This is a genomic window from Microlunatus sagamiharensis, assembly GCF_900105785.1.
In the GTDB taxonomy this organism is placed as follows: Bacteria; Actinomycetota; Actinomycetes; order Propionibacteriales; family Propionibacteriaceae; genus Microlunatus; species Microlunatus sagamiharensis.
On the sequence record NZ_LT629799.1, the window covers coordinates 3,668,593 to 3,680,124 of the forward strand.

The 11,532-nt window shown below is 72.3% G+C and carries 14 protein-coding genes; 5 read left to right on the plus strand and 9 right to left on the minus strand.

Annotation, left to right across the window (positions count from 1 at the left end; genetic code table 11):
* The first annotated feature begins 74 nt into the window (after positions 1 to 74).
* The 3 genes from BLU42_RS16925 to BLU42_RS16935 all read left to right on the plus strand — a co-directional run bounded on the left by BLU42_RS16925 (position 75) and on the right by BLU42_RS16935 (position 2,238).
* On the plus strand, positions 75 to 1,040 hold the full coding sequence (locus tag BLU42_RS16925; protein WP_091080805.1) for a D-alanine--D-alanine ligase family protein: 966 nt from the start codon (positions 75 to 77) through the stop codon (positions 1,038 to 1,040).
* 10 nt (positions 1,041 to 1,050) lie between these two features.
* Positions 1,051 to 1,788, plus strand: a complete 738-nt coding sequence (locus BLU42_RS16930) for an SURF1 family protein (protein WP_091077064.1) — start codon at positions 1,051 to 1,053, stop codon at positions 1,786 to 1,788.
* Between the two features lie 93 nt (positions 1,789 to 1,881).
* Positions 1,882 to 2,238, plus strand: a complete 357-nt coding sequence (locus tag BLU42_RS16935) for a DUF3817 domain-containing protein (RefSeq protein ID WP_091077067.1) — start codon at positions 1,882 to 1,884, stop codon at positions 2,236 to 2,238.
* Positions 2,239 to 2,289: 51 nt separating this feature from the next.
* Here the strand turns inward: BLU42_RS16935 and BLU42_RS16940 are convergent, their stop codons facing one another.
* The 3 genes from BLU42_RS16940 to BLU42_RS16950 all read right to left on the minus strand — a co-directional run bounded on the left by BLU42_RS16940 (position 2,290) and on the right by BLU42_RS16950 (position 5,210).
* On the minus strand, positions 2,290 to 3,228 hold the full coding sequence (locus BLU42_RS16940; protein WP_091077070.1) for a ParB/RepB/Spo0J family partition protein: 939 nt from the start codon (positions 3,226 to 3,228) through the stop codon (positions 2,290 to 2,292).
* Positions 3,225 to 4,139, minus strand: coding sequence for a ParA family protein (locus BLU42_RS21510; protein ID WP_407940274.1), 915 nt, complete (start codon positions 4,137 to 4,139; stop codon positions 3,225 to 3,227). The genes BLU42_RS16940 and BLU42_RS21510 overlap by 4 nt, the downstream gene beginning before the upstream one ends.
* Positions 4,140 to 4,583: 444 nt before the next feature.
* A complete protein-coding gene (locus BLU42_RS16950) occupies positions 4,584 to 5,210 on the minus strand; it encodes a TetR/AcrR family transcriptional regulator (protein WP_091077076.1) in 627 nt (208 codons plus the stop codon).
* Positions 5,211 to 5,296: 86 nt separating this feature from the next.
* Here BLU42_RS16950 and BLU42_RS16955 point away from each other — a divergent pair, with 86 nt between their 5' ends.
* Positions 5,297 to 6,019: an SDR family oxidoreductase gene (locus BLU42_RS16955; protein ID WP_091077080.1), complete on the plus strand. Its 723-nt coding sequence runs from the start codon at positions 5,297 to 5,299 to the stop codon at positions 6,017 to 6,019.
* A 44-nt stretch (positions 6,020 to 6,063) separates the two neighbouring features.
* Here BLU42_RS16955 and rsmG read toward each other — a convergent pair whose 3' ends face one another.
* The 6 genes from rsmG to rpmH form a co-directional block, all read right to left on the minus strand.
* Positions 6,064 to 6,681, minus strand: coding sequence for a 16S rRNA (guanine(527)-N(7))-methyltransferase RsmG (gene rsmG / locus BLU42_RS16960; RefSeq protein ID WP_091077082.1), 618 nt, complete (start codon positions 6,679 to 6,681; stop codon positions 6,064 to 6,066).
* Between the two features lie 23 nt (positions 6,682 to 6,704).
* A complete protein-coding gene (locus BLU42_RS16965; protein ID WP_091077084.1) occupies positions 6,705 to 7,361 on the minus strand; it encodes a Jag family protein in 657 nt (218 codons plus the stop codon).
* 134 nt (positions 7,362 to 7,495) lie between these two features.
* Positions 7,496 to 8,527, minus strand: a complete 1,032-nt coding sequence (gene yidC, locus BLU42_RS16970) for a membrane protein insertase YidC (RefSeq protein ID WP_091077087.1) — start codon at positions 8,525 to 8,527, stop codon at positions 7,496 to 7,498.
* Positions 8,527 to 8,877: a membrane protein insertion efficiency factor YidD gene (gene yidD, locus BLU42_RS16975; protein ID WP_172825815.1), complete on the minus strand. Its 351-nt coding sequence runs from the start codon at positions 8,875 to 8,877 to the stop codon at positions 8,527 to 8,529. The genes yidC and yidD overlap by 1 nt, the downstream gene beginning before the upstream one ends.
* A complete protein-coding gene (rnpA, locus tag BLU42_RS16980) occupies positions 8,874 to 9,251 on the minus strand; it encodes a ribonuclease P protein component (protein ID WP_091077092.1) in 378 nt (125 codons plus the stop codon). The genes yidD and rnpA overlap by 4 nt, the downstream gene beginning before the upstream one ends.
* 17 nt (positions 9,252 to 9,268) lie before the next feature.
* Positions 9,269 to 9,406, minus strand: coding sequence for a 50S ribosomal protein L34 (gene rpmH / locus BLU42_RS16985; RefSeq protein ID WP_091077096.1), 138 nt, complete (start codon positions 9,404 to 9,406; stop codon positions 9,269 to 9,271).
* A gap of 502 nt (positions 9,407 to 9,908) precedes the next feature.
* Here rpmH and dnaA point away from each other — a divergent pair.
* Entirely contained in the window at positions 9,909 to 11,528 is a 1,620-nt protein-coding gene (gene dnaA, locus BLU42_RS16990; protein ID WP_172825718.1) for a chromosomal replication initiator protein DnaA, read from the plus strand.
* Positions 11,529 to 11,532 lie beyond the last annotated feature (4 nt).

An 11,532-nucleotide genomic window follows, 5' to 3' on the forward strand; every position in this document is an offset into this window, starting at 1 on the left:
GGACGGCCACGACCATGAGCGCAGTGCAGCAGGGCCCCGACGTCAGCGTGCCCGTCGAACCCGTCGACCTGCCCCTGCCCGAGCTGGTCGTCGTGCTGGCCGGCGGCCTGTCGCACGAGCGCGACGTGTCGCTGCGCTCGGGACGCCGCGTGGCGCAGGCCCTCCGCTCGCGTGGGCTCGACGTGCTGGAGAGCGACGTCGACTCCTCACTGGTCCCCCGCCTCGCCGAGGTGCCCGGGGCCGTCGTCTTCCCGGTGCTCCACGGGGAGGCCGGCGAGGACGGCGCGCTGCGCGAGGTGCTGGCGCTGCTCGGCGTGCCGTTCGTCGGCAGCGTGGGCTCGGCCTGCCGCGTGGCCTTCGACAAGTCCATCGCCACGACGGTCGTCGCGGACGCCGGGGTGACGGTCCCGACCCAGGTCGCCCTGCCCCACGAGATCTTTCGCGAGCTCGGGGCGCAGGCGCTCGTGGCCGCCCTCGGCGACCAGATCGGCTTCCCCATGATGGTCAAGCCGTCGCGCGGCGGCTCGGCCCTCGGCTGCTCCAAGGTCTCCACGCCCGAGGAGCTGCCCGCAGCGATGGTCGGGGCGTACGCGTACGGCCCGGTCGCCGTCGTCGAGTCCTTCGTGGAGGGCACCGAGGTGACCGTCGCGGTGGTCGACCGCGGCCACGGTCCCGCTGCCCTGCCCGCCGTCGAGATCCGGCCCGACTCAGGGGTGTACGACTACACCGCCAGGTACACGGCGGGCACGACGCGCTTCCTGTGCCCGGCCGAGATCCCTGCCGACGTCGCCGCGCGCTGCGCGGAGGTCGCCCTGCGGGTCCACGACGAGCTGGGGCTGCGAGACCTCTCGCGCACCGACCTCGTCGTCCGCGACGGCGAGCCCGTCTTCCTCGAGGTGAACGTCGCCCCCGGCATGACCGAGACCTCCGCCGTCCCGCTGGCCAGCGAGGCCGCCGGGTGGAGCCTCGGCAAGATGTGCGCCGACCTCGTCGCGGTGGCCGCCGCGCGTGGCGGGCGAACCGCACCCGTGCCCGCATGAGGTGGCACCCGTGAGCACGCAGATCGGCGGGCCGTCGACCGCGCAGCCGCACACCTGGCTCAAGCAGACCGGGGTCGTGGCGCTGGGGGTCGTCGTCGCGGCGGCCATGGTCGTGCTCGGCATCTGGCAGCTCGACGTGTACGAGCGGCAGGGCTCGCAGGCGGCCGACCGCCGCGCCGCCGAGGCGCCGGTGTCCCTACCGGCCGTCGCGCCGCCGGGCGGCACCGTGCAGGACGGCTTCGGTCGCCGGGTCACCTTCACCGGCACCTACGACCCCTCGCTGCAGGTGCTCGTGCCCGGCGACGGCGGCTTCCGGGTGCTGACCGGGCTCAAGCAGGCCGACGGGAGCATCGTGGCCGTGGTCCGCGGGCTCGAGCCCGACGCCGAGCAGCCGGTGCCACCGACCGGCGAGGTCACCCGGACCGGCGTCCTGCTGCCGTCGGAGGAGGCCCCGACGTCGACCGCCGCGCTCCCCCAGGGCCAGGTCGCGACCGTACGGCTCCCCGTGCTCGCCCAGACGTGGCCCGGGCCGCTCGTCGGCGGCTTCGTCACCCTCGACGCGGCCGACGCGACGCAGGAGGGGCTGACGCCCGTCGCGGTCGACCTGCCCGAGGGCCAGGGCCGGCTGCGCAACGGTGCGTACGCCCTCCAGTGGTGGGTGTTCGCGGCCTTCGCGCTGGGGATGAGCATCCGGGTCGCGCGGGACGTCGGTCGCCTCGAGGAGCGCGAGCTCGACCCGTTCGCGTGACCCTCGTCGGCGTTCGCGTCGCGTGACGCGGCTCCCTCGACGGACCCCACGCCAGGCGTCCGGTCCACGCCACCGGCGACGTAGGCTCCGAGCATGCGCAACGCCCTGATCCGCTACCGCGTGATGGCCTACGTGGTGGGGGTCCTGCTGATCGTCCTCACCTGCGTCGGGATGCCGCTCAAGTACGTCTGGGGCAACGACAGCGTCGTGACCGCGACCGGCATCGCGCACGGCTGGCTCTACATGCTGCTCATCATCACCGCGATCGACCTGGGACGCCGGGCCCGCTGGAGCTGGCTCCGCCTGCTGCTCATCGCGCTCGCCGGCACCGTCCCGTTCGTCACCTTCGTGGCCGAGCACTACGCCACCAAGGACGTGAAGGCCAAGCTCGCCGAGGACGCGGCGCACCCGGCCGAGCCCGAGATCGTCTCCGTCGACCCTCAGCACTGAGGCTGGATCACATAGCCTGACTATGTGACCGGCTCAGCGCCGAGAGCAAGGTCAGCCCGCGAGGATGGCGGCGATGCGCTCCAGGTCCTCCTCGGAGGCGAACTCGATGGTGATGCGTCCGCGCTTGCGGCCCGCGTCGACGCGGACGCGGGTGTCGAGGCGGTCGGTGAGCGTCTCGACGAGCACCCGCGCCCGTTCTGACGGTTCCCGCGAACCCCGCCGGCTGGGTGGGGCGGTCGGCTGCTCCCGCTCCCCCAGCGTCACGAGTTCCTCCGTCGCCCGGACCGACAGGCCCTCGGCGACGACTCGCTGGGCGAGGCGCTCCTGGCCGAGCGGGTCGGGCAGGGCGAGGAGCGCACGGGCGTGCCCGGCGCTGAGCACGCCGGCGGCCACGCGACGCTGCACCGTCGGCGGAAGGCGCAGCAGGCGGATCGTGTTGGAGATCTGCGGCCGGGACCGCTTGATCCGGGTGGCGAGCTCGTCCTGCGTGCACCCGAAGTCCTCGAGCAGCTGCTGGTAGGCGGCCGCCTCCTCGAGCGGGTTGAGCTGCGCGCGGTGCAGGTTTTCCAGCAGCGCGTCGCGCAGCAGGTCGTGGTCCTCGGTGGGCCGGATGATGGCCGGGATGGTCGCGGTGCCGGCAGCCTGCGACGCGCGCCAGCGTCGCTCCCCCATGACCAGCTCGTAGCGGTCGTCGCCGAGCGGACGGACGACCACAGGCTGCAGCAGCCCGACCTCGCGGATCGAGTCGACCAGCTCCTCCAGCGCGTCGCCGTCGAAGACGCTGCGCGGCTGCCGGGGGTTCGGCACGATCTGCTCGAGCGGGAGCTCGGCGTACGACGAACCCTCCGGCACCGGCACGAGGGGCTCTGCCGCCGCAACGGGCTGCGCCTCCGCCTTGGGCTCGCTCGGGAGGTCGGTCCGCTGGAACAGCTCCCCCAGCCCGCGCCCGAGGCCGCGGCGCTCGGTGCTGCGCTCGTTGGTGACGGTCATGCTGCCTCCTCGGCTCCGCGGCGGGCGATCTCCTCGGCCGCCTTCAGGTAGGACACGGCTCCGACGGAGTCCGGGTGGTAGGTCAGGACGGACTGGCCGTAGCTCGGGGCCTCGGAGATCCGGACCGAGCGGGGGATCGCGACCGAGAGCGTCTCGTCGCGGAAGTGGGACCGGACCTCGTCAGCGACCTGTGCGGACAGCCGCGTCCGGCCGTCGAACATCGTGAGCAGGACCGTCGACAGCTTGAGCTGGTCGTTCAGCTCGCCCTTGACGAGATCGATGGTGCGCACCAGTTGCGAGACACCTTCGAGCGCGTAGTACTCGCACTGGATGGGGATGAGGATCTCCGTCGCAGCCACGAGGGCGTTGAGCGTGAGGAGACCGAGCGACGGGGGACAGTCGAGCAGGACGTAGTCGACCGGGTGGTCGGCGACGTAGCGGTCGAGCGCTCGGATCAGGCGCCGCTCCCGGGCGACGACGCTCACGAGCTCGATCTCGGCACCGGCCAGGTCGATCGTCGCCGGCAGGACCTGCAGCCCGGGCGCCTCCGGGGACTCGACGACGTGGTCGGCGACGCTGGCGCCGCCGATCAGCACCTCGTAGGTGCCGGCGGTACCGGGTCCGTGGTCGATGCCGAGAGCCGTCGACGCGTTCCCCTGGGGGTCGAGGTCGACGACGAGGACCCGGAGTCCGCCGAGTGCGAGCGCGGTGGCCAGGTTGACCGCGGTCGTCGTCTTGCCGACACCACCCTTCTGGTTCGCGATGACGAACGTCCGGCGCTGCGTGGGCGTCGGCAGCACCCGCGTCCGTGTTTCACGTGGAACGGGGAGGTCGTCCGGCACCGGCGGCTTGGCCGCCAGCTCGTCCTGGTCGAACCGGGCACGTCGCGGTCCGGCAGCCTTCGGGATCACGGATTCAGGCGCCTCGGGTGGCTCAGCAGCGTGGTCGACGACGTTGTCGACCGACGGGGGGCTGGCGCTGACTAGACCCGGGTCAGGTTCGGCGTCGCCCTCCGATGCCGCGTCCTCGTCCGGCTCCCGTGTCGGTACCTCCGGGCTGCTCCCACTCTCGTCCGCCGGGAGAGCGGGGGAGGAGCCGACCACTGCCGGGTCGGACGGCCAGTCGACTGTTTCACGTGGAACATGGGGCCACCCGACGCCAGGGTGCGCGTGGTCCCTCCGCGGCCAGCCCAACCCAGGGGCGACCTCGACAGGCCGTTCCGGTCCTGCTCCGATGCTCATCGGCCTCCTTCGACCGGGCCACGCTACGGGGCCGGGGAGCCCGGGATGTGGACCCACGCAGCGCACGAGACGAGAACCACACGCCGATCACTTCCGAGGAGCACGACCGCCGGATCAGCCCACGATCCCGAGGGCCGGCAGCACGACGAGGTCGACGACGTCGACGAAGTAGGAGCGTCCGACGGGCCCCTCGGCGAGCCCCCGGCTCGCCATCGCCGGGATCACCTGGGCGACCAGGGGCACGGCTTCCGCGCGGCCCGGGCTGACCTGTCCCCGCGCGAGCGCGCGGTCAAGCAGCGCCTCGTACACCCCGACATACGGCGTGGTCACGGTGGTCCTGACGGCGTCAGCCACCCGGGGCGAGACCTGAGCGGCGGTCACCAGGCCGTCGAAGAGGACCATCCGGCGGTCGGGTCCGCCCAGCCAAGGGGAGTCGACGACCGCCAGCAGGTCCGACCGGACGGTGCCCGTGTCCGGGAGCTCGCGCGCCTCGGGCGGCGTCCCCACCGCCTCTACGGCCGCCACGACGAGGTCGGCCTTCGTCGGCCACCGCCGGTAGAGGGTCGTCTTGGCCCGACCCGTCCGCAGTGCGACCAGGTCGAGCGTCACCTGGTCGTAGCCCCGCTCGGCGAGCAGGTCCAGCGTGACCGCCAGGATCGCCGGGTCGCCCGAGTGGTCGTACGGGCGCCCTGGTCGACGCGCCCCGTGCGCCGCCTCGCTGCTCTCAGAAGCTGCGTCCACCCGGTCAGCCTAACGACCTCGTCCGGGTTACGCTACCAATGAGTATCGTTTAGTCAGTATGGCTGCGCGGCGAGGGAGAGCGAACGGTGGAGATCAAGAACTCGGTGATCCTGGTGACCGGGGCGTCGGCGGGCATCGGGGAGGCGACGGCGCGGGCCGCCTCGGCCCACGGAGCCCGGGTGGTGCTGGCCGCCCGTCGGGCCGAGAGGGTGGAGCGTCTGGCCCGCGACCTGGGGGACGCCGTGGCCGTGGCGTGCGACGTCACCGACGCGGATCAGGTGGCGGCCCTGGTCGCCCGCGCGGTCGAGCGCTTCGGCCGGGTGGACGCCCTCGTCAACAACGCCGGTCAGGGGCTGCACGCGCGCGTGGAGGACACGGCGCCCGACGATCTCCGTGCCCTCCTCGAGCTCAACCTCGTCGCCCCGATGGTCCTGATGCAGTCGGTGCTCCCCGTGATGCGGGCCCAGGGCTCGGGCCGGATCGTCAACGTCAGCTCGGGGACGACCCTGGCCGACGCACCGGCCACCGGTGCCTACGTCGCGTCGAAGATCGCCCTCGAACGGCTCTCGGCGATCGCGCGCGCCGAGCTCGAGGGGAGCGGCGTCACGGTCTCGACCGTCGTCCCGTTCGCCACCCGCACGGAGTTCATCACCGCTCTGCGCGGCGGCGCCGAGGCGGCCGCGAGCGAGATGGCCGGGGTGGACTTCGACCCGCCCGAACGGGTCGCCGCGATGATCCTGGACGTCATCCGCACCGGAGCGGCCCGCGCGGACCTGGTGCCGGTCGCGTACGGGGGCACCCGACGCTGATCGCGCCCCTCGGCGCCCTCGCGGCGGCACCGCGAGGCGAAGGCTCAAGCGCGACGGACCCGCACCACGGTGGTCGGCTCGGACGTCGCGTGCGCCTGCACCGAGAGGACGTCCACCCTCAGGCGGCGGCGGGCGAGCACGGCGGACTCCTGCTCGACCTCCTCGGCGGCGGACCGGCCCTTCACGGCCAGCACCGCCCCGCCGGGCGCGGTGAGCGGCAGGCACCATTCGAGCAGCCGGGGGAGCGGGGCCAGCGCGCGCGAGGTGACCACGTCGTACGCGCCGCGGTGGTCCTCGGCCCGACCACGGACGACCTCGACCCGTCCGCCCAGTCCGAGGTCCTCGACCGTCTGGGTGAGGAAGGTCGCCCGGCGCAGCAGCGGCTCGAGGAGCGTCACGCGGAGGTCGGGCCGTGCGAGCGCGAGGGGCAGGCCGGGCAGGCCCGCACCGCTGCCCACGTCGACGACGTCGGCGTCGCCCGGCACGAGGTCCGCCACGGCTGCACTGTTGAGGACGTGCCGCTCCCACAGCCGGTCGGTCTCGCGCGGACCGATGAGCCCCCAATCGACCCCGGTGGTCGCGAGGATCTCGACGTAGCGCTCCGCGAGGGCGGCGTCGGTGCCGAACACCGCCTCCACGACCTCCGGCCCGACGTCGGTCATCGCGTCGCTCCTGCCGCTCGGCGTCAGGACGCCGGCAGCACCACGACGTGGCGGCGCGGCTCCTCGCCCTCCGACTCGCTCACCAGCCCGGCCGACGCGACGGCGTCGTGCACGATCTTGCGCTCGAAGGGGTTCATCGGCGCGAGGGCGGCCCGCTGCCCGGAGCTCCGCACCTCCTCCACGGCGTCCTTGGCGACCTGGAGCAGCTCGGTGCGCCGCGTCTCGCGGTAACCGGCGACGTCGAGCATCAGTCGGCTGCGGTTGCCCGTCTCCGTCATCACGGCGAGGCGGGTGAGCTCCTGGAGCGCGTCGAGGACCGTGCCGTCGGGCCCGACGAGGACCTTCGACTCGCTCACGATCGAGACGTGGGCGCGGTCGCCCTCGATGAAGGTGTCGATGTCGCCGTCGAGGTCGGCGATGTCGAGCAGCTCCTCCAGGTAGTCGGCGGCCACCTCGGCCTCCGCCTCCAGCGGGTTCTCGTCCTCGTCCTCGTCCTCGGCGTCCTCGGCCGCGTCGTCGTCCTCGGACTGCTCCAGCGCGTCCTCGTCGGAGGTCGCCGGAGCGAGGGTCGCGTCGTCGGTCACCGTGCTGGCGCCGTCGTCGACGACGACCGTCTCGCTGGTCTGGTCGGGCCCGACGCCCTGCTCGGTCGTCGCGCTGCCGTTCGTCGTCTCGCTCATGGGGTCAACCTCTCCTCCCGCCGGGCCGGGGCCCGGCGGCGCACTCCGACCCGCGTACGGTGCGGGCCGGTCTGGTCCGGTCCGCGGCCGCCCTCACGGGCGTGGTGCCGGGCGGGCCGGGTGGACTGGGTGGGTCAGCGCTGGCGCTGGGACCGCGACGACTTGCGCGGCTGCTGCCGGACGACCCGGGGCGGTGCGGGTGCCGCGGCCGCCGCTCCGTTGGACTCAGCGACGGCGACCCCGCCCCGCGCGACCTCGGTCGCGGGCTCGGTGGCCTGGCGGTGGCTCTGGTGGCGCTGGTGCCGCTCTTCCCACGCCGCGAAGGCAGGCGTGCCCGGCGCGGGGTTGCGGCGGATCACGTAGAACTGCTGGCCCATCGTCCACAGGTTCGAGGTGAACCAGTAGATGAGGACGCCGACCGGGAAGTTGATGCCGCCGATGGCGAAGATCAGCGGGAAGACGTACAGCATGATCTTCTGCTGCTGCGCGAACGGGCCCTCGAGCGCCTCGGCCGGCATGTTCTTGCGCATCAGCTGGAGCTGCGTGACGAAGAGCGTCGCGGTCATGGCGAGGATCAGGCCGAGCGTCAGGACGTGGACGCTCGTGATGCCGTTGGCGAAGCCCACCTTGGTGAAGGTGTCGGAGATCCGGGCGCCGAGGATCGTCGAGCTGTTCAGCGAGTCGACGAGGCCCGGGCTGACGTCCGGCTTGAGCCAGTGGCCGCGCGGGATGTTGCGGGCCGCGCCGTCGAGCACCCGGAACAGCGCCAGGAAGATCGGCATCTGGATGAGCAGCGGCAGGCAGGAGGCCAACGGGTTGGCGTTGTTCTCCTTGTAGAGCTTCATGGTCTCCGCGCCGAGCTTCTCGCGGTCGTGACCGTACTTCTTCTGCAGCTCGCGCACCTTGGGCTGAAGCAGCTGCATCGAGCGCGACGACTTGATCTGCTTGACGAACAGCGGGATCAGCGCGACGCGGATCACCACGGTCAGCGAGACGATCGACAGGGCCCAGGTCCAGCCGTTGTCGGCGCCGAAGAGCGGCGACCACACGGAGTGGAAGAGCACCAGGATGCCCGACACCACCCAGTAGAGCGGCTGCAGGATCGTGCTGCCGATCGAGATGAACGGGTCCCAGATCGACAAGGAGGTCAACAACGGGCTGAGCATCAGGTCACCCTCTGCAGGACTGGCGATCGCGGTTCGGTGGGGGAGTGGCGGTGCGGGGCGTGCCCCGGCTGGTAGGAGGAGTGCTCGGCGTCACCGGCCGCCGCGGCGAGGACGGCCTGCTCCTCGTGCCACTCCGGCGTGCCGGGGACGGGGTCGTACCCGCCCGGCGTCCAGGGGTGGCAGCGGAGCAGCCGCCGCGCGGCGAGCCAGGGACCGCGGACCGCCCCGTGCACCTCGACCGCACGCAGCGCGTACGCCGAGCAGCTCGGGTAGTAGCGGCACACGTTGCCGTAGAGCGGGCTCACCACCAGACGGTAGACGCGCAGCAGCGCGATCAGGAGGTGCTTCACCGCGATGTCCGGGTGCGACCAGGGGACGACCGGTGCATCGCCTGGCTCCACGCCGACGCCAGGTCGTCACCGAGCCGCTCCGGCGACGTGCTCGACGCAGGCAGCGCCCGGACGACGACGTCGCGCGGGACGTCCGCGTCCGCGGTCCCGGTGCGGGACAGCTCGGCGGCGACCAGGTGACGCAGCCGGCGCTTGACCCGGTTGCGCACCACGGCGCCGCCGACGGCCTTCGACACGACGAAGCCGACCCGGCTCTGCGGGTCGGCTCCGAGGACGGCGTGCACCACCAGCGTGGGCCTCCCCGCGCGCACCCCTGCCCGGGTCACCCGACGGAAGTCGGTTGACTCGTGCAGACGCGCGGTCCGGGGAAGCACCTCTGGAGCGCGAAGGCTCAGGCGGAGAGCTTCGCGCGACCCTTGCCGCGGCGGGCGGCGAGGATGGCGCGGCCGGCGCGCGTACGCATCCGGAGCCGGAAGCCGTGGGTGCGGCTGCGACGCCGGTTGCTCGGCTGGAAGGTGCGCTTGCTCATCGGGAGGACTCCCCAGGGTGTTCGGGTTCAGGCGGGTTCGGGTCGTGCGTCCGACCGGACCGACGACGGGTGGTCGGGGTGCGGGCGGGGGTGCCGCTGGTCACAGCGACCCACCAACGGTACGGGGGGCTCACAAACAGGTCAAACCGACCGGGCCGGAGCACCAGAGCGATCCTTCCGGCGTGTCCAGACGACACGCCGGGAAGGGTCGAGATTGGTGCCCCCACGGGCTTGCACCGGCCAGTTTTCGGTTGCTAGCGTCGCGCCTCGCCTTCACTTCACGTCGTGCCTCTGGGGCTTCGGGGGTTGTCCCCACGGTGCGTCTCCACCTGCGTGCCCGGTACGCCGGGAGACGGCAGTTCGTGCATGCACAGGTTGTGGACAACACTGTGGAGTGGGAACGACCGACAGACACTGGACAGACCGTCCGTCGGGTGGCGTCGACCCCCTCACGGGTGTCGTACGTGCTCGGGGGGACATCGATGGAGAGGCACGGGTGCGCGTGAGCGACGTCGTGGACAGCGGCACTTCGGGCACACCGCACGCGGCCGAGGCGTTCGAGCAGGTGGTCCTCGGGGCCTCGCCGGAGCTGCGCCGCTGGCTGGACAACGCCAAGCCGCTGAACGTGCACGACGACGTGATGATCATCGCGGTGCCGAGCAACTTCGCCCGCAACCTGCTCGAGGTCCGCTTCCGCGGCCACGTCGAGCAGAGCCTCGAGGGCGTCTACGGCCGCCGGATGAAGATCATGGTGACCGTCGACGACGGTCTCAACCCCTCCCCGTCCTCCATCGAGCTCGACCAGGAGGCCTCCCGCGAGCGGCGCCCGCCGGGGGAGCGCGAGGTCCTCGACCGTGCGCGCACCGACGCCGCACCCGCCCCGGAGCAGCCGCAGGACACCGAGGCCGCGTACGCGCCCGAGCAGCCCGCCGGCGAGCAGCGGACCTACGCCCCGGCCCAGGCCCCGCTGCCCGTCGACGACGTGGCCGACCGCAACGCCGGCTTCGGCGCCCGCAGCGACGGCAGCCCGATCGCCCACGGCGGCGCCCACCAGGGCAACGGGCTGCGCCCGCGCCGCGAGGTCGGCGCCCGGCTCAACCCGAAGTACACCTTCGAGACCTTCGTCATCGGCGCCTCGAACCGCTTCGCCCACGCCGCGGCCATCGCCGTCGCGGAGAACCCGGGCAAGTCGTACAACCCGCTGACCATCTACGGAGACTCCGGGCTGGGCAAGACCCACCTGCTGCACGCCCTCGGCCACTACGTCCGCAGCTACTTCGAGACGACGCGCGTGCGCTACGTCTCGACCGAGGAGCTGACGAACGACTTCATCAACGCCATCAGCCAGAACAAGGGCGCGGAGTTCCGCCAGCGCTACCGCGACGTCGACGTCCTGCTGATCGACGACATCCAGTTCCTGGAGGGCAAGGAGCAGACGCAGGAGGAGTTCTTCCACACCTTCAACACGCTGCACAACGCCGAGAAGCAGATCGTCATGACGAGCGACCGGCCGCCGAAGCTGCTGGAGAACCTCGAGCCGCGCCTGCGCAGCCGGTTCGGGTGGGGGCTCATCACCGACGTCCAGGCGCCCGACCTCGAGACCCGCATCGCCATCCTGCGCAAGAAGGCCGCCCAGGAGCGCCTCGTCGCCGGTCCCGACGTGCTCGAGTTCATCGCCAGCCGGATCCAGACCAACATCCGCGAGCTCGAGGGTGCCCTGATCCGCGTCACCGCCTTCGCCAGCCTCAACCGCCAGCAGGTCGACCTCGCCCTCGCCGAGATCGTCCTCAAGGACCTCATCCCCGCCGGCGGGGAGGCCCAGATCACCAGCAGCATGATCATGGCCCAGACGGCGTCCTACTTCGACATCACCATCGAGGACCTCTGCGGCGGCAGCCGCACGCAGCAGCTCGTGAACGCCCGCCAGATCGCGATGTACCTCTGCCGCGAGCTCACCGACCTCTCGCTGCCCAAGATCGGCCAGCAGTTCGGCGGCCGCGACCACACGACGGTCATGCACGCCAACAAGAAGATCAACACGAGCATGGGCGAGCGCCGCAGCACCTTCAACCAGGTGACGGAGCTGACGAACCGGATCAAACAGCAGGCCTCGCAGCGCTGACCTC